The organism is Nonomuraea sp. NPDC005501 (assembly GCF_040605905.1).
GTDB lineage: Bacteria > Actinomycetota > Actinomycetes > Streptosporangiales > Streptosporangiaceae > Nonomuraea.
This window is the reverse complement of record NZ_JBEXDT010000096.1, coordinates 1-16,848: the sequence shown is the minus strand read 5'-3', so window position 1 is coordinate 16,848 and position 16,848 is coordinate 1. Positions and strand designations below refer to the sequence as shown.

At 70.0% G+C, this 16,848-nt stretch carries 18 protein-coding genes and 1 riboswitch; of the genes, 13 read left to right on the top strand and 5 right to left on the bottom strand.

From position 1 onward, the window contains the following. Positions 1 to 462 precede the first annotated feature (462 nt). The 5 genes from ABZS51_RS34475 (at position 463) to ABZS51_RS34455 (ending at position 6,186) form a co-directional block, all read left to right on the top strand. Complete coding sequence (locus ABZS51_RS34475) at positions 463 to 2,100, top strand: ABC transporter substrate-binding protein (RefSeq protein ID WP_310716344.1); 1,638 nt, start codon at positions 463 to 465, stop codon at positions 2,098 to 2,100. A gap of 124 nt (positions 2,101 to 2,224) precedes the next feature. Continuing rightward, entirely contained in the window at positions 2,225 to 3,169 is a 945-nt protein-coding gene (locus ABZS51_RS34470) for an ABC transporter permease (RefSeq protein WP_355450046.1), read from the top strand. Continuing rightward, positions 3,162 to 4,136, top strand: coding sequence for an ABC transporter permease (locus ABZS51_RS34465; RefSeq protein ID WP_355450043.1), 975 nt, complete (start codon positions 3,162 to 3,164; stop codon positions 4,134 to 4,136). Before ABZS51_RS34470 ends, ABZS51_RS34465 begins: the two co-directional genes overlap by 8 nt. Positions 4,137 to 4,148: 12 nt before the next feature. Further along, the gene (locus tag ABZS51_RS34460) at positions 4,149 to 5,186 is read left to right on the top strand and encodes an ABC transporter ATP-binding protein (protein ID WP_310716338.1); all 1,038 of its coding nucleotides are present in this window, start codon (positions 4,149 to 4,151) and stop codon (positions 5,184 to 5,186) included. Then, a complete protein-coding gene (locus ABZS51_RS34455) occupies positions 5,170 to 6,186 on the top strand; it encodes a dipeptide ABC transporter ATP-binding protein (protein WP_310716336.1) in 1,017 nt (338 codons plus the stop codon). Before ABZS51_RS34460 ends, ABZS51_RS34455 begins: the two co-directional genes overlap by 17 nt. Before the next feature lie 90 nt (positions 6,187 to 6,276). Here the strand turns inward: ABZS51_RS34455 and ABZS51_RS34450 are convergent, their stop codons facing one another. The 4 genes from ABZS51_RS34450 to ABZS51_RS34435 form a co-directional block, all read right to left on the bottom strand. Beyond that, positions 6,277 to 7,476: a lipid-transfer protein gene (locus ABZS51_RS34450; protein ID WP_355450039.1), complete on the bottom strand. Its 1,200-nt coding sequence runs from the start codon at positions 7,474 to 7,476 to the stop codon at positions 6,277 to 6,279. Beyond that, positions 7,458 to 7,862, bottom strand: a complete 405-nt coding sequence (locus ABZS51_RS34445) for an OB-fold domain-containing protein (RefSeq protein ID WP_355450036.1) — start codon at positions 7,860 to 7,862, stop codon at positions 7,458 to 7,460. The genes ABZS51_RS34450 and ABZS51_RS34445 overlap by 19 nt, the downstream gene beginning before the upstream one ends. Before the next feature lie 46 nt (positions 7,863 to 7,908). Next, positions 7,909 to 9,183 carry a S8 family serine peptidase gene (locus ABZS51_RS34440; RefSeq protein WP_355450034.1) on the bottom strand — a complete coding sequence of 425 codons (1,275 nt, stop codon included), beginning with the start codon at positions 9,181 to 9,183 and terminating at the stop codon, positions 7,909 to 7,911. A gap of 129 nt (positions 9,184 to 9,312) precedes the next feature. Further along, positions 9,313 to 10,128, bottom strand: a complete 816-nt coding sequence (locus tag ABZS51_RS34435; RefSeq protein ID WP_355450031.1) for an SAM-dependent chlorinase/fluorinase — start codon at positions 10,126 to 10,128, stop codon at positions 9,313 to 9,315. A 116-nt stretch (positions 10,129 to 10,244) separates the two neighbouring features. On the opposite strand from ABZS51_RS34435, the gene ABZS51_RS34430 reads away from it, so the two are divergent. Genes ABZS51_RS34430 through ABZS51_RS34420 form a run of 3 tightly spaced genes read left to right on the top strand, consistent with a single transcriptional unit; the run spans position 10,245 to position 12,034 of the window. Continuing rightward, positions 10,245 to 10,568, top strand: a complete 324-nt coding sequence (locus tag ABZS51_RS34430; RefSeq protein WP_310716328.1) for a DUF3263 domain-containing protein — start codon at positions 10,245 to 10,247, stop codon at positions 10,566 to 10,568. Positions 10,569 to 10,620: 52 nt separating this feature from the next. Then, a complete protein-coding gene (otsB, locus tag ABZS51_RS34425; RefSeq protein WP_355450028.1) occupies positions 10,621 to 11,391 on the top strand; it encodes a trehalose-phosphatase in 771 nt (256 codons plus the stop codon). A 49-nt stretch (positions 11,392 to 11,440) separates the two neighbouring features. Then, positions 11,441 to 12,034: a hypothetical protein gene (locus ABZS51_RS34420; protein ID WP_355450025.1), complete on the top strand. Its 594-nt coding sequence runs from the start codon at positions 11,441 to 11,443 to the stop codon at positions 12,032 to 12,034. Positions 12,035 to 12,051: 17 nt separating this feature from the next. On the opposite strand, the gene ABZS51_RS34415 is transcribed toward ABZS51_RS34420, so the two are convergent. Next, positions 12,052 to 13,497 (bottom strand): trehalose-6-phosphate synthase, encoded by a 1,446-nt coding sequence (locus ABZS51_RS34415; RefSeq protein WP_355450022.1) that lies wholly within the window; start codon positions 13,495 to 13,497, stop codon positions 12,052 to 12,054. 31 nt (positions 13,498 to 13,528) lie between these two features. On the opposite strand from ABZS51_RS34415, the gene ABZS51_RS34410 reads away from it, so the two are divergent. From ABZS51_RS34410 to ABZS51_RS34390, 5 genes are all read left to right on the top strand, one after another. Next, positions 13,529 to 14,083, top strand: coding sequence for an RNA polymerase sigma factor (locus ABZS51_RS34410; protein ID WP_310716322.1), 555 nt, complete (start codon positions 13,529 to 13,531; stop codon positions 14,081 to 14,083). Between the two features lie 79 nt (positions 14,084 to 14,162). Beyond that, positions 14,163 to 14,304: riboswitch (SAM riboswitch) on the top strand. Between the two features lie 13 nt (positions 14,305 to 14,317). Then, complete coding sequence (gene thrC, locus ABZS51_RS34405; protein ID WP_310716320.1) at positions 14,318 to 15,550, top strand: threonine synthase; 1,233 nt, start codon at positions 14,318 to 14,320, stop codon at positions 15,548 to 15,550. A 45-nt stretch (positions 15,551 to 15,595) separates the two neighbouring features. Beyond that, entirely contained in the window at positions 15,596 to 15,871 is a 276-nt protein-coding gene (locus ABZS51_RS34400; protein WP_310716318.1) for a MoaD/ThiS family protein, read from the top strand. 274 nt (positions 15,872 to 16,145) lie between these two features. Further along, positions 16,146 to 16,346, top strand: coding sequence for a cold-shock protein (locus ABZS51_RS34395; RefSeq protein WP_068927743.1), 201 nt, complete (start codon positions 16,146 to 16,148; stop codon positions 16,344 to 16,346). Positions 16,347 to 16,654: 308 nt separating this feature from the next. Continuing rightward, positions 16,655 to 16,848, top strand: a 194-nt coding sequence (locus tag ABZS51_RS34390; protein ID WP_355450018.1) for a TCP-1/cpn60 chaperonin family protein, incomplete at its 3' end; no start/stop codon positions are given.

The following is a 16,848-nucleotide window of genomic DNA, read 5'->3' as shown; positions in this document are numbered from 1 at the left end:
CTCTATTGGATCCGGGTCGGTGAGGTGCTCCCGCGCGGGTGCGCGGCAGACAGTTGGACGGAGTCCTGGAGCGCCCGGTTCCAAGGCGCCGTCAAGACGGCAACAACCGTAGCCCAGTGACACGGTGCGTGCCCGGCAAGGGCGCGAGCACATTTCGGTAAGAGGTATTTTTGCTCGACTGTCCGTGTCCAAACGTATGGTCATCTGACGGTTATGAGAGCTTCTAGGTCCTCTGAGCCGTATGAGTGTGACGCTGGATTGGCGCACGTGTGACCGAACTGCAACGCGCCAGAGACTCGCTGGTGGCACGTAGTGAGGGATAGTCGCGATCGACTGGCAGGGCGTCGGCTGGTTTGACCATGTCAGCCAAACCCGGGGGATTACCGAACCCCCCGTCAGGCTGCTCACGATCATCGCAGCTCAGCGCTAACGCCCACCTGTAGAGGGAGGAATCTTCTTACCATGCGTGTTACTAAGGGCGCACAGATCGTCGCCGGTACCGCGCTGCTGGCCCTCGCGGTTGCCGCGTGTGGTGGCGGCGGCGGCACCTCGACCGGCACCTCCGGATCGAGCGGGGACACGCCGGTCCGCATGGAGCTCGGCGAGCCGCAGAACCTGCTGGTCCCTTCGAACACCACTGAGTCCGAGGGCGCCGAGGCGCTCGCGGCGGTCTTCGAGCCGCTGGTGAACTATGACGAGAACAAGCAGGTCGTCATGGGCGCCGCGGAGTCGATCGAGACTCAGGACAACAAGGTCTGGACGATCAAGCTCAAGCCGGGCTACACCTGGCACAACGGCGAGCCCGTGATCGCGCAGAACTACGTTGACGCCTGGAACTACGCAGCGAACCAGGACAACGCGCAGGGCGCCGGCTACTTCTTCGGCCGTGTCGACGGCTACGCCGACCTCAACCCGGGCGAGGGCAAGCAGGTCACCACCAAGGAGATGAAGGGCCTCAAGGCGGTGGACGACACCACCCTCGAGGTCACGCTGACCGCGCCGTTCTCCCAGTTCAAGACCATGCTCGGCTACACCGCGTTCTACCCGCTGCCCAAGGCGGCCTTCGGCCCCGACGGCAAGGTGACGGCGGAGTTCGGCGAGAAGCCGATCGGCCAGGGCCTGTTCAAGCTGGACAAGCCCTACAAGAAGGGCACTGACCAGAGCATCGACCTGTCGGTGTACGACAAGTTCCCGGGCAAGAAGCCGAACGGCTGGACCAAGCTCCAGTTCAAGCTCTACAACAGCTCGGAGACGGCCTACAACGACCTGCAGGCCGACAACGTCGACATCCACGACTCGCTGCCCGCGTCGGCGATCGCCAGCGCCAAGACCGCGCTCGGGGACCGCTACCAGGACCAGCCGGACGCCGGTATCGGCTACATCGGCTTCCCCCTGCAGTACAACGACGAGTACAAGGACGTCAAGGTCCGCGAGGCCATCTCGATGGCCATCGACCGGAAGACCATCGCCGAGACGGTCTTCTCCGGCACCCGTTCGCCGGCCGACGACTTCATCAACCCGGCCATCGACGGCTACCGCCAGGGCGCCTGCACGGCCTGCGCCTACGACCCGGGCAAGGCCAAGGAGCAGTACGCCGCCGCCAAGGGCCCGGCCAAGCTGGAGCTCGGCTACAACGCCGACGGTGGTCACAAGGAGTGGATCGAGGCCGTCGCCAACAACCTCCGCGCCAACCTCGGCGTCGAGGTGACGGTCAAGCCGTTCGAGAAGTTCGCCAACATCCTGGACGACCTGGACGCCAAGAAGTACAAGGGCATGTTCCGGATGGGCTGGGCGATCGACTACCCGTCGGCCGAGAACTACCTGTCGCCGATCTTCTCGACCGGCGCCATCAAGACGGGCTCCAACTACGCGGGCTACTCCAACAAGGAGTTCGACGAGACGGTCGCCAAGGGCGACCAGGCCGCCACCCCCGAAGAGGGCCTGAAGATCTACCAGCAGGCGGACGACATCCTCATCAAGGAGATGCCGTACATCCCGGTGTACTTCTACCGGAACAACTCGGGATACTCGACCAAGGTCAAGAACGTCAAGATCAACCTGCTCAACCAGGTTGAGTGGGCTGACGTCGAGAAGGCCTGACACTTGTTCCCGGGGGCGGGCACGCGTGGCGAGCCCGCCCCTCGAGAGCGCCAAGAAGGCAGTCGCCTGGCCGTTTCACCCCATGGATCCAGGCACTGCCTTCCGGCATGTACGGGAGGCTTGAATGGGCCGTTACATCATCAGGCGCCTGATCCAGGCAGTGCCAGTCCTGCTCGGCGCCACCCTGTTCATCTTCGCCATCGTCTTCGCGCTGCCCGGTGACCCTGTCGCCGCGCTGGCCGGTGAGAAGAGGCAGGACCCCAACATCGTCGCGATCATCCGCGACCAGTACCACCTCAACGATCCGCTGCTGGTCCAGTACTGGTACTACATCAGCGGCATCATCTTCCGCGGGGACTTCGGCAAGACCTTCGCCGGCGTCCCGGTGACCCAGCTCCTCGCGGGCAAGCTCCAGGTCACGCTGAACCTCGCGCTGGTCGCGCTGACCCTCGAGGCCATCATCGGCGTCGTCCTCGGCCTGTGGGCGGCGCTGCGCCGCGGCAGGGCGACCGACACCGCGATCCTGGCGTCCACGCTGCTGCTGATCTCCATCCCCACCCTGGTCAGCGGCTTCGTGCTCCAGCTCTGGCTGGGCGTCTGGCTCAAGCAGGTGACCGGCACGGAGATCTTCCCCATCGCGGGCGCCACGCAGGGCCTGAAGTCGTACCTGCTGCCCGGGTTCGTGCTGGCGGGCGTGTCGATCGCGTACCTCACCCGGCTGACGAGAACGAGCCTGGTGGAGACGCTGAGATCCGACTACATCCGCACGGCGATCGCCAAGGGCCTGTCCCGGCGGAGGGTCATCGGCAGGCACGGCCTGCGCAACGCGCTGATCCCCCTGGTCACCTACCTGGGCGCCGACCTCGGCAACCTGATGGGCGGTGCGGTCATCACCGAGACGATCTTCAACCTGCCGGGGATCGGCAAGCAGCTCTACGACGGCGTCTACCTACGAGAACAACCCATCGTCGTAGGAATCGTGACCATCCTGGTGTTGGTCTACATCGTCGCCAACCTGGCCGTCGACCTGATGTACGCAGTGCTCGACCCGAGGATCCGCTATGAGTGACATCCCCCAGGCCGATCCAGCGGCCTCCGAGACCCGGACCCTGACCACGGAGAAGCAGCCCGTCGAGTCGTCCCCCGGCGGCGGCAGGCGCCGCAAGAAGGCGGACAGGCCGGCGAGCCTGTGGAGCGACGCCTGGCACGACCTGCGCCGCCGGCCGATGTTCATCTTCTCGCTGGTCCTCATCGCGATCCTACTGGTCATGTCGTTCTGGCCCTCGCTGTTCACGTCGATCAACCCGCTGGACGCGCGCTCCTGCGACCTCGCGACGGCCCGTCAGGGGCCGAGCGCGGGTCACCTGTTCGGACGCGACAACCTCGGCTGCGACGTGTACGCCAGGACCATCTACGGCGCCGGCAACTCGATCCTCATCGGCGTCAGCACCACGGTCATCACCGCGGTCGTCGGCGGCCTGCTCGGTCTCATCGCGGGCGCCCGCGGCGGGCTCACCGACACGGTCTCCTCGCGCGTCACCGAGGTGTTCTTCGCGATCCCGCAGATCCTGGGCGCGCTGCTCATCACGGCGACGTTCCGGGACAAGGGCCTGGGCATCTGGATCGTCGTGATCGCGCTGTCGGTGCTGGCCTGGCCGATGACGTTCCGCATCATGCGGGCCGCCGTCATCACGGCCAGGAGCCAGGACTTCGTCATCGCGGCGCGGGCGCTCGGCGCGAGCCAGAGCCGGGTCATGTTCGGGCACCTGCTGCCGAACGCGATCGCCCCGGTGATCGTCGTGGCCACCATCAACCTGGGCGGGTTCATCGCGGCCGAGGCCGCGCTGTCGTTCCTCGGGGTGGGTGTGCAGTCGCCGGACATCTCGTGGGGCCTGATGATCGCCGACGCCCGGAACCGGTTCCTGGAGGCGCCGCTGCCGCTGGTGTTCCCGGCCGTGTTCCTCAGCATCACCGTGCTGGCGTTCATCATGCTGGGCGACGCCGTCCGCGACGCGCTCGACCCGAAGCTCAGGTAGGAGGGGGGACAGATGAGTAAGACATCGCTGGACACGTTGCCCGCCGAGGGAGGGCTGGGCGACGAGCCGTTGCTGGCGGTGGAGGACCTCCACGTGGAGTTCGCCACGCGGGCCGGTGTCGTGCGGGCCGTCAACGGGGTGAGCTACACGCTCAACCCGGGGGAGACCCTGGCGGTGCTGGGCGAGTCGGGCTCCGGCAAGTCCGTGACCGCGCAGGCGATCATGGGCATCCTGGACATGCCGCCCGCGCGCATTCCCAAGGGAGAGATCCGCTTCCGCGGGACCGACCTGCTCAAGCTGTCGGACGAGGCGCGCACCCAGGTCCGCGGCCAGCGCATCGCGATGATCTTCCAGGACGCGCTCTCCGCGCTCAACCCGGTGTTCACCGTGGGCTGGCAGATCAGCGAGATGTTCCGCGTCCACCGCGGCATGTCGAAGCGCGACGGGATGGCCAAGGCCGTCGAGCTGATGGACCGGGTCCGCATCCCGGCCGCCAAGCAGCGCGTGCACGACTACCCGCACCAGTTCTCCGGGGGCATGCGCCAGCGCATCATGATCGCCATGTCGATCGCGCTGGACCCGGAGGTGCTGATCGCGGACGAGCCGACCACCGCCCTCGACGTGACGGTCCAGGCCCAGATCATGGAGCTGCTCGCCGAGCTGCAGAGCGAGAGCAACATGGGCCTGATCCTCATCACGCACGACCTCGGCGTCGTCGCCGACGTCGCGGACAAGATCGCGGTCATGTACGCGGGACGCATCGTCGAGAACGCCCCGGTGTACGACATCTACCGGGCGCCCGCCCACCCGTACACGAAGGGTCTGCTGGAGTCGATCCCCCGGGTCGACCTCAAGGGCCAGGAGCTGTACGCGATCAAGGGCCTGCCGCCCAACCTGCTCGACATGCCGACCGGCTGCGCCTTCCACCCGCGGTGCCCGTACCGCCAGGACAACTGCGTGACCGACGCCCCCCCGCTCTACGCGATCAGCGGTGTGCGCAACAGCGCCTGCCACTACTGGAGGGAGGTCCTCGATGGCGACCCAAGGTGAGCGAATCCTTGAGGTGCGGGACCTGGTCAAGCACTTCCCCCTGACCCAGGGCATCATGTTCAAGAAGCAGATCGGCGCCATCAAGGCGGTCGACGGCGTCTCGTTCGAGCTCAACAAGGGCGAGACGCTGGGCATCGTCGGCGAGTCGGGCTGCGGCAAGTCCACGCTCGCCAAGGTGCTGATGGCGCTGGAGCGGCCCACCTCCGGCTCGGTCGTCATCAACGGGCGCGACATGGCCAAGGCCAGGGGCGGCGAGCTCAAGCGGATGCGCCGGAACATCCAGATGGTGATGCAGGACCCGTACACCTCGCTGAACCCCCGGATGACCGTCGGTGACATCGTCGGCGAGCCCTTCGACATCCACACCGAGGTGGCGCCCAAGGGTGACCGCCGGCGCAAGGTGCAGGAGCTGCTGGAGGTCGTGGGCCTCAACCCCGACCACATCAACCGCTACCCGCACCAGTTCTCCGGCGGTCAGCGCCAGCGCATCGGCATCGCCCGCGGCCTGGCGCTCCAGCCCGAGATCATCGTCTGCGACGAGCCGGTCTCCGCGCTCGACGTGTCGATCCAGGCCCAGGTCATCAACCTGCTGGAGCGGCTGCAGAACGAGTTCGGCCTGGCGTACATCTTCATCGCCCACGACCTGTCGGTGGTGCGCCACATCTCCGACCGGGTCGCGGTGATGTACCTGGGCAAGATGGTGGAGCTGGGCAAGGACCTGGAGATCTACGACCGGCCGGCCCACCCGTACACCCAGGCGCTGCTGTCGGCCGTCCCGGTCCCCGACCCCGAGGGCCGCGAGCAGCGCGAGCGGATCATCCTGCAGGGCGACCCGCCCTCGCCGGCCAACCCGCCGTCGGGCTGCCGCTTCCGCACCCGCTGCTGGAAGGCCCAGGAGATCTGCGCCGAGGAGGAGCCGCTGCTCCAGATCCGGCCGGGCACGTCGCACCTGAGCGCCTGCCACTTCGCGGAGACGCACGACGTGGTCCACGTCGGCTAGCGCCGCCGTCCAGCCACACGGGCCCCGCGCGATCCGCTCGCGCGGGGCTCCGCGTTCGTCCAGGCGGTATGTCAGCTCTTCGGGCGTACGTCAGCGGGTGGCGATGACCGCGGAGCCGTGCCCGAACAGGCCCTGGTTGACCGCCAGCCCCACCGTGGCGCCGGCCACCTGGCGGGCGCCCGCCCGGCCGCGCAGCTGCCAGGTCAGCTCGCACACCTGGGCGATCGCCTGGGCGGGGATGGCCTCGCCGAACGAGGCGAGCCCGCCGGAGGGGTTCACCGGGACACGCCCGCCGAGCGCGGTGTCGCCGGCCCGCAGCAGCTTGTCCGCCTCGCCCGGCGGGCAGAGCCCGACGTCCTCGACCCAGTCCAGCTCCAGCGCCGTGGACAGGTCGTACACCTCGGCGAACGACACGTCCTCCGGTCCCAGCCCCGCCTCCTCGTAGGCGGCGTGGGCGATCGCCGCGCGGAACGGCCGTTCGGGAGGCGGCACGGCGGCGCGGGAGTCGGTGGCGAACTCCGGGAGCTCCAGGACGGCGTTCGGGAAGGACGGCGTCACCGTGGACACGGCGGCCAGGCGCACCGCGTCCGTGACGCCGCGCCGCCGCGCGTAGTCGGCGGAGGCGAGCACGAGCGCGGCCCCGCCGTCGGAGGTGGCGCAGATGTCCATGAGGCGCAGCGGATCGGCCACCATGGGCGAGGCCAGCACCTCCCCGGCCGTGACGGGCTTGCGGTAACGGGCCAGCGGGTTCAGGGAGCCGGCGCGGGCGTTCTTGACCTTGACCGCGGCGAAGTCCTCGGCCGTGGAGCCGTGCAGGGCCATGCGGCGGCGCGCGTAGAGCCCGAAGTAGGCGGGGTTCGTGGCGCCGAGCAGGCGGAAGCGCAGCCAGTCCGGGTCGTCCGGGCGGTCGCCGCCGACCGGCTTGAAGAAGCCCTTCGGGGTCGAGTCGGCGCCCACCACCAGCGCCACGTCGCACAGCCCGGCGAGGATCCGGGTGCGCGCGATGTCGACGGCCTGCGCGCCGGAGGCGCAGGCGGCGTAGCAGGACGCGATCCGGGCGCCCGACCAGCCGAGCGCCCTCGCGTACGTGGCCCCGGCCACGAAGCCCGGGTAGCCGTTCCTGATCGTGTCGGCGCCCACCAGGAACCCGACCTCGGGCCAGCTCACCCCGGCGTCGCGCAGCGCCTCGCGGGCCGCCGCGACGCCGTACTCGGTGAACGGGCGGCCCCACTTGCCCCACGGGTGCATGCCCGCGCCCAGCACCACCACGCTCACGACGCCGGCCCCCACATCCACACCAGCGGCCCGTCGGCGAGCGCGCCGTGGGTCAGCTCCAGCTCCATGCCCACCTCCAGGTCCTCGACCGTGAGGTCCCTGACCTGTCCGAGCACCACGATCCCCTCGCGCTCCAGCTCCACCGCCGCCAGCGTGACCGGCGTGTACGGCTCGGCGGCCACGTACGGCTCGGGCGGGGGATAGCGGGCGTCGGTGTAGGACCAGACCCGGCCCCGCCGGGACAGTCGCGTCACCTCCAGGCTCTCGCTCTCGCAGCCGGGGTCGGGGCAGCCGCCGGTCCGCGGCGGGAACGTCACCGTGCCGCAGGCGGAGCACCGGGCGCCCAGGAGGTGGGTGGCGCCGTCCTCGATCGTGAACCAGCCGTCGATCGCCAGGGTCATGCCACGAGTATTACACAAGCGCTTGCTAGGTTTAAGCTCGTGCGGCTCAGGAGGCGCGCCGCCGCGCCACCACGTGCGCGGCCATCGCCAGGCAGAGCACGAGCAGCCCCACCAGGGTCGGCAGCCGCGACTCCGGCTCCGGTCCGGCGGTCCGGCCGGGCGCGGGCGGCGGCGGAGGGGCCTTGCCCGCACGGGCTCCCGCCATCCGGCCCGCCTCCCGCAGCGCGAGCAGCGCGTCGGCCACGCCGTGCCCGTACGAGGGGTCGCGGGCGGCCGGGCGAGAGACCGTGCCGCGTTCGATGGCCGCGCGCACCTGGTCGGGTGGCAGGCCGGGGTAGGCGGACCTCACCAGTGCCGCGATGCCCGCCACCATGGCCGCCGCCGCGCTCGTGCCGTCGCCCACCACGTACGAGCCGGCGCCGTCGGCGGTGAGGATGCCCGTGCCGGGGGCCACCACCGACAGGTAGTTCTGGCGGTTGGAGAACGCCGTCACCCTGAGCCGCTGGTCCACCGCGCCCACCGCGATGACGCCGGGGTAGGCGGCCGGGTAGTTCCTGCGGTTCGTGGTCTCGCCGTCGTTGCCGGAGGAGGCCACCAGCACGGCGCCGCGGCACAGCGCGTACCGTACCGCCGCCTGCTCGGCGGGCGAGCCCCTCCAGACGCCGCTGCCGCCGCCCAGGGACATGCTGATGACGTCCGCGCCGTGGTCGGCGGCGTAGCGGATGCCGCGGGCCAGGGCGTCGGGCCGGCCGGCGGAGGGATGGGTGCGGAGCGGGTCGTCGTTCTCCAGCGTGACGCGGACGGACAGGACGCGGGCCTCGGGGGCGACGCCGATCACACCGGTCCGTGCGGTCTCCTCCCCGGCCCGCGTCACGCGGGCCGGGGAGGAGGGCGAGGAGAACGCGGCGACCCGGGAGGCGGCGGGCGTGCGGGTGTGGCCGTGGCCGGCGATGAGGCTGGCCATGGCGGTGCCGTGGTGGCCCCACCGGCCGGGCCGGCTCCCGGCGCCGGTCAGGTCGGGACCGGCCACCACGGAGCCCGCGAGGTCGGGGTGGCGACCGTTCACGCCGGTGTCGAGGACCGCCACCAGCACGCCCTCGCCTCTGCTGATCCGCCACGCCTCGGGCAGGCGCAGCGCGGGGAGCTGCCACTGCGCGGCCTCGTACGCGGCCGTCCCGGTGCGGGCGGCGGCGCCGGCGCTCGATGTGCGGCCCGTCAGCGGCGAGGCGGACAGGCAGGCGACGAGACAGGTGACGAGACAGACGGTGAGGCGGGGTAGGAGTCTCCTGGGGACGCGCGGCATGGGACGGAAGTGGCGCATCGCGACCTCCGGGGCAGGTGGGGGGATGCCCGTTGCCGGAGATTGTGACACGCGACGCCCACGATTGATCAGGACCTTCAGTAAACGGTCCGATACATCGCGTAATTAGGCTTAAGTAACTTTCGTAGCCTAAGACTTGGCTATAGAGGGAGATATCCGGACATGAGCGCCGGGGGGAAGCCCGAGCCGCTGCGCCGCGTCCCCCGAGTTCACCGCGATCGCGATCAGCCCCGCCGAGTCCGCGAACGCCACCAGCTCACCCGGCGGCACCGCCGCGTACGTCTCCCGGTACGGCAGCGTGAGCTGCCGCCGCCCCAGCCACACGCCCAGCGTGTCGCCCACCCGCGCCCCCAGCGCCTCCAGGTGGCTCGCGGTGATCGACAGCTGCGTGTTGCCGTAGCGGTCGACCGAGACGACCTCGCCCTCCACGGCACCCTCGCGCACCACCGAGGTCGGCTCCGCCAGCGAGACGAGCCGGCCGACCGGGCGCTCCGGGCCCATGTCGGCCGGCTTGGCGCCCTTGAACAGCCGGGCCGCGACGGCCGAGTAGATGTCGCGCCCGTGGAAGGTGGGCGAGACGGGTCGCAGGAAGTACTCCTCGTTGCTGAGCTCGTACGCCGCGTCGGCGCCCCCGCTGGCGTGCACCGCCCACGACAGCAGCCCGTTGTCCGGGCCGACGAACACCCGGCCGCCCGCCTCGATCGCGACGGCCCGGCGGGTGCCTCCCGTGCCGGGGTCCACCGCGCCGATGTGCACGCCCAGGGGCAGGTAGGGAATGGTCTGCGCGAGGATCGCGGCGCCGCGCCGTACGTCGCCCGACGGGATGGTGTGGCACACGTCGATCACCCGGGCCTCGGGAGCGATGCCGGCGATCACCCCGTGGCAGGCCGCCACGTAGCCGTCCTCCAGCCCGTAGTCCGTGAGAAGCGTGATGACTGAGGTCACACTTCGTGACTGTACGTCTAGCCATCCGCCATGAACAGCCGGACTGCGCACATTACGATGGCGTCGGGCCGCATGCGCGTGTCGTATCGTCGCGCGCAGCCTTTGGAGGAGGAACCATGGACACTGCACCGGCCGGCGGTGACAGTGCACCCCGACAGCCAGCGCACGACCAGCCCCTCACGTCACCCGCACAGCTGACCCGACGCGATCTCGACCTCCTTGCCTTCGAGCGCCAGTGGTGGCGCCACGCGGGCGCCAAGGAGCAGGCCATCAAGGAGACCTTCGGGTTCTCCGCCACCCGCTACTACCAGCTTCTGGGCGAGCTCATCGACAAGCCGGCCGCCCTGGAGCACGACCCGATGCTGGTCAAACGGCTGCGCAGGCTGCGCGCCGGCCGCCAGCGGGACCGCGCCGCGAGGCGTCTGGGCATGCGCCCCTGACCGGCTGGGTAGGCCCAGCCGCGTGAGGAACATCCCTGGAGACATCCCTGGCATGGAAGCCATCCTGAAGGACCCGGCGGGTGCCGTGATCGGGCTCGACTTCGACGGGACGCTGTCCCCGATCGTGCCCGACCCGGCCTCCGCCCGGATCCACCCGGAGGCGCCCGGCGTGCTGGCCGAGCTGGGCGGGCACGTCGGGGCGGTGGCCATCGTGACCGGACGGCCCGTCGCCACCGCCCTGGAGCTCGGGCCCGGCCTGGCCGACGTGCCGGGCCTGGTGGTGCTGGGCCACTACGGCTTCGAGCGATGGGAGCGCGGCACGGTCTCCGGCCCGCCGCCTCCCGCCGGCGTGCCGCGGGCGGAGGCGGAGCTGCCGCTGCTGCTCGACTCGCTGGGCCTGAAGGGCGTGACCGTGGAGGACAAGGGCCGGGCGGTGGCCGTCCACACCCGCCGCGCCGACGACCCGGAGGGCGCGCTGGCCGCGCTGCGCGAGCCGCTGGCCGAGCTGGCCGCCCGGCACGGCCTGGTGGTGGAGCCGGGCCGGCTCGTGCTGGAGCTGAGACCGCCGGGCATGGACAAGGGGCACGCGCTCGGGCTGTTCCTGGCCGAGCGGGCCGCGAGGTCCGTGATGTTCGCCGGGGACGACCTCGGCGACCTGGCCGCCTTCGACGCGGTCGAGGCGTCGGGGCTGCCGGGCGTGACCGTGTGCAGCGGCTCGGCCGAGGTCACCAGGCTCGCCGAGCGGGCCGACATCGTGGTGGACGGGCCAGACGGGGTCGTGGCGCTGCTCCGTGAGCTCGCCTCGGCTGTCGCGCGCTCGTGATCAAGTCGTTCGTGATCGATCTGCAAGTGCCCGGCCGTACGGTCACGGCATGCCGAAGACAGCTCTCGCCGCCGCGGGCCTCGCCGCGGCGGTCACGCTCCTGATCCCCGCCACCGCCACCGCTTCCGCCACCGCCTCCGCCGGGGGCTCGGGCACCCCCCTCCGCCTGCGCGACGGCCTGACGCTGAGCCTGCCGGGCGGCTGGAAGGTGTACGGCAAGGGCGACTGGATCCGCGTGGTCACCGGCTCGTGCCCCAAGCCCGGGTCGGGTTACGCCGGGTCGGAGTGCGACAGCTTCTGGATCCTCGGGCCGAAGGCCATCGAGCTGGGCGGCGAGGTGTTCGAGCCGTACACCGCCGAGCGCCCGTTCTACCCGGCCACCGACGTCCAGCCCTGCCCGCACGACCGCAGGTGGGGCGAGAGGCTCGGCGCCGCCAGGGTCAAGGGCCTGCGTCAGGTCGGCCCCGGCCACAAGGCGTACTACCGCGAGTGGAAGGCCACCTGCGTCACCTACGACGGCGCCGAGGTCAGGTCGAGGTGGATCCAGCGCGAGTGGTACCTGCCGAGGACCAAGGTGCTCGTCGTCGACCAGTGGAACACCCCGGGCCTGGCCGGCGTGCTCAAGCGCGCGACCTGGCGATGAAGGTGGCCTTCGGCCGGTCAGCCCTGGGTGGGGCCGAGCTTGTCGAGGGCGTCGAGCTGCGCCTCCAGCCACCGTTCGGGCGGCAGCGCCGTGGCGGCGGCGACCAGCTCCCGGCGGCGGCGCACCCGCTCCTCCTCGGGCATGACCAGCGCCTCGTGCAGCGCGCCGGCCGTGTCGCTGATGTCGTAGGGATTGACCACGAGGGCGTGCGGCCCCAGCTCGGCCGCCGCCCCGGCCTCGCGTGACAGCACCAGGGCGGCGCGCGGCGACAGGATCGGGCCCTCCTTGGCCACCAGGTTCATGCCGTCGCGGATCGGGTTGACCAGGAGCACGTCGGCCATCCGGTAGGCGGCCAGCGAGCGCGGGTAGTCGTCGTTGACGTTGAGGATCAGCGGGTCCCAGTCCTCGGTGGCGTACTCGTCCTCGATCTCCTGGGCGCACCGCTGCACCGAGGCGGTGTACTCGCGGTACTCGGGCAGGTCGTGCCGGCTCGGGTAGGCGAAGGCCAGGTGGACGACCCGCCCGTGCCACTCGGGGTGGGCGGCCAGGAACTCGCGGTAGGCGAGCAGGCCGCGCACGATGTTCTTGGACAGCTCGGTCCGGTCGATGCGGACGATCAGGGCGCGGTCGCCGACCTGGTCGCGCAGCGCGGCCATGTGCGACTCGACGTCGGGCTCGCCGGCCCGCTCGCAGAGCGCGTCGCCGTCGACCCCGAGGCCGTGCACCCCGACGCGGGTCGTACGGCCCTCGTGGGTGATCGTGCGGGCCGCGTGGTCGACCCTGGCGCCGAGCAGCGCCCGGCAGCAGTCCATGAACGCGTCCGCCCAGCGTGTGGCGAGGAAGCCCGCGTGGTCGGCGCCCAGGATGCCTTCGAGCACCTCGCGGGCCACGTCGTCGGGCAGCAGCGAGAAGTACTCGGGCGGCGCCCACGGCGTGTGGCTGAAGTGGGCGATGCGCAGGTCGGGCCGCTCGGCCCGGAGCATGGCGGGGGTGAGGGTCAGATGGTAGTCCTGCACCATGACGCGGGCCCCGTGGTGGGCCTCCTCGGCCAGGGCCAGCGCGAACGCGCCGTTGTAGTCGCGGTACGACTCCCACTCGCGCAGGAACCTGGAGCCGAAGCTGGGCGCGTTGGGGATGTCGTAGAGCAGGTGGTTGACGAACCAGAGTGTGGAGTTGGCCACCGCGTTGTAGGCGCGGTGGAACGTCGCCGCCGGGATGTCGAGCATCCGCAGGGCGCCCGTGTCGTAGCCCGCGTGGTCGAGCCGACCTCCGGGGGTCTGCCGGGCGGCGATGCGGTCACCGTCGGACAGCGCGGCGCACACCCAGAGCACACCGTGGTCCTTGGTCACTCCGGACAGCCCGGACACCAGCCCCCCGCCGCCGCGTTTCATGGTCAGCGCGCCGTCGTCGTCGACGGTGAACGAGACCGGGCCTCTGTTGGAGGCGACCAGGACACTGTTCATTTAACCTCCCTCCGATCGTAGGATCCCAGCTATGGCGCTTGATGAGCTAACCGAGGAACTGGCCCGTTCCGCCGCAGCCGGAGATCATCGCGCGCTCGGCGAGCTCCTGAAGCGGATCGAGCCCGACGTGATGCGGCATTGTGCCCGCATTCTCCCCTACCGCCAGGACGCCGAGGAGGCGTCCCAGGACACTCTGCTCGCGGTGGCCCGCAACATCGGTCGCTTCGAAGGGCGGGCCAGGTTCAGCACGTGGCTGCACATCGTGACGGCCAACTGCGCGCGGACCACGTACCGGTCGCTGAAGCGGCGGGCCGCCGAGCAGACCTCCGAGGAGCTGCCGGTGCAGAAACCCGACGTGGCGCGAGTCAGCGTCATCGCGGGGTCGCGGCTGGACCTGCTCGACGCCATGGAGGCGCTGGAGGCCGACAAGCCCGACCTGGCCCAGGCGCTGGTGCTGCGCGACATCGTCCAGCTCGACTACAACGAGGTGGCCGAGCAGCTCGGCATCCCGCTCGGCACCGCCAAGTCGCGCATCCACCAGGCGCGCAAGTACGTTCAGGCGGCGCTCGGCGACGACTACCGGTGAGATCACTCGTCTCATGCTATGAGACGAGTGGACGGCGGCGGCGCGTGGCCGGGTACAGTCTGATGCGACAACTGAATATTGCTCATCCAGAGGGGTGGAGGGACCGGCCCTGCGAAGCCCCGGCAACCCTCCCGGCTTGAGACTCGCGACCTGGCGGGGCCGACCGGGACAAGGTGCCAATTCCGGTCTGCGGTCAAGGTGGCCGCGGGCGAAGATGAGGGAAGGCCTCGCTTCATGTCGCTTGACTTCGGTCCTGCCACCGCCCTGTCCTGCCGCGAGTGCGGCACCCGCTACGACCTCGGTCCGAGCTTCGCGTGCCTGGAGTGTTTCGGGCCGCTCGAGGCGGCCTACTCCTTCGGCGACGTCCGTCGCGAGGACATCGAGGCGGGCCCGGCCAACATCTGGCGCTACCGCTCGCTGCTCCCCGTCCCCGCCGACGTGGCCACCAAGCCGAACATGAACCCCGGCTGGACCAAGCTCGTCAAGGCGGGCAACCTCGGCCGCGCGCTCGGCCTCAAGTCCCTGTACGTCAAGGACGACTCCGGCAACCCCACCCACTCCTTCAAGGACCGGGTCGTGGCCATCGCCGTCGAGGCGGCGCGCAACTTCGGCTTCCACACCCTGTCGTGCTCCTCCACGGGCAACCTCGCCGGAGCGGTGACGGCCGCGGCGGCCCGCGCCGGGCTCGACGCCTGCGTGTTCATCCCCGCCAACCTGGAGCAGGCCAAGATCGCCATGGCCCGGGTGTTCGGCGGCAAGCTCATCGGCATCGACGGCACCTACGACGAGGTCAACCGGTTCTGCTCGGAGCTGATCGGCGACCCGATGGGCGACAAGTGGGGGTTCGTCAACGTCAATCTCCGGCCGTACTACGCGGAGGGCTCCAAGACGCTCGCGTACGAGATCGCCGAGCAGCTCGGCTGGCGGCTCCCCGAGCAGATCGTCATCCCGATCGCCTCCGGGTCCCAGCTCACCAAGATCGACAAGGGCTTCAAGGAGCTGATCGCCCTGGGGCTGGTCGAGGACCGGCCGTACAAGGTGTTCGGCGCCCAGGCGCTCGGCTGCTCGCCCGTGTCGGCCGCCTTCAAGGCCGGCCATGACGTGGTCCAGCCGGTCAGGCCCGACACCATCGCCAAGTCGCTGGCCATCGGCAACCCCGCCGACGGCCCCTACGTGCTCGACATCGCCCGCCGCACCGGCGGCGCGGTGGAGGACGTGACGGACGCCGAGATCGTGGACGCGATCAAGCTGCTCGCCTCGACCGAGGGCATCTTCGCCGAGACGGCGGGCGGCGTCACGGTCGGCGTGCTGAAGAAGCTCGCCGAGAGCGGGCGGCTCGACCCCGAGGCGGAGACCGTGGTGCTCAACACCGGCGACGGGCTCAAGACGCTCGACGCGGTCTCCGGGGACGCCCAGCCCACGGCTGTGATCAAGCCCTCTCTCGACGCGTTCCGCGCGGCTGTCTGACCGCCGCACGCGGCTGCCCGTTCAACCAGGAAAGGCGACTTAATCATGAGTGTTTCTGTACGGATTCCCACCATCCTGCGCACGTACACCGGCGGAAACGCGGAAGTGAGTGGCGAGGGCACGACTCTTCGTGACGTCCTCGCAAAGCTCGACTCCGACTACCCGGGGATCGGCGCGCGAATTCTGGATGAATCGGGCAAGATTCGTCGTTTTGTCAACGTTTACGTGGGAGAAGAGGACGTCCGTTTTGCGCAGGGCCTGGACACGCCCGCGCCCGAAGGGGTCCAGATCTCCATCATCCCTGCGGTCGCCGGCGGCTGACGCCCCCCGCATCGCTCCCTGAAGGCGCCCCTCGTGGGCGCCTTCTGCTTTTCCCGGATATTCAATGTTGAACTACTTCGGCCATGTGCCCATACATCCCCTTAGGGAAACCGTTGAGAGGAATTGCGCGGTTTGTGGTTTGACTCTGTTGCCAAACGCCGTGCCACAGGTATGGTCGAGGACGATCGTCCGGCTGTTTTGCCATAAGTCGTGGCGATTGCGGGTCTCGCGGACGAATGGGCGGGATCCGCGAGCCCAGTAAGAGGAGTCGGAAGTGGCGCAGGGCACCGTCAAGTGGTTCAACGCGGACAAGGGCTACGGCTTCATCGCGGTAGACGGTGGTAAGGATGTATTCGTCCATTACTCGGCAATCATGATGGACGGCTATCGCTCTCTCGAACAGGGCCAGCGGGTCGAGTTCGAGATCACACAGGGCCAGAAGGGGCCGCAGGCGGAGTCCGTCCGCGCTGTCTGACCCAGGTCGCTGGCGTCCAGTGGCAGGCCGCGCGGCAGCGCAGTCCGTACGGCCTGCCCTCGCACCCTCGTCGAAGATCACGGCGGGTCCCTCCGGGGCCCGCCGTACGGCTGACCTGGGCGCCTGTGGTGCTCGCTTGCACTCGACCGGGTAGAGTGCTAAACAGTTCGTTGGCACTCTCTGTTTGTGAGTGCCAGCACCTGGGATCGGGACGATGGGGTCCGCCAACGGAGACGCGGACCCATATGCCGTCGCGGGCGTCGGCTCGATCCGCCGCAAGCCACCCTGCATCTGGGAGGTCCAGCCTTATGGCAGCCAAGATGATCGCGTTTGACGAGGACGCCCGGCGCGGTCTCGAGCGCGGTATGAACCAGCTCGCCGACGCCGTCAAGGTGACCCTCGGCCCGAAGGGCCGTAACGTCGTGCTGGAGAAGAAGTGGGGCGCCCCCACCATCACCAACGACGGCGTCTCCATCGCCAAGGAGATCGAGCTCGAGGACCC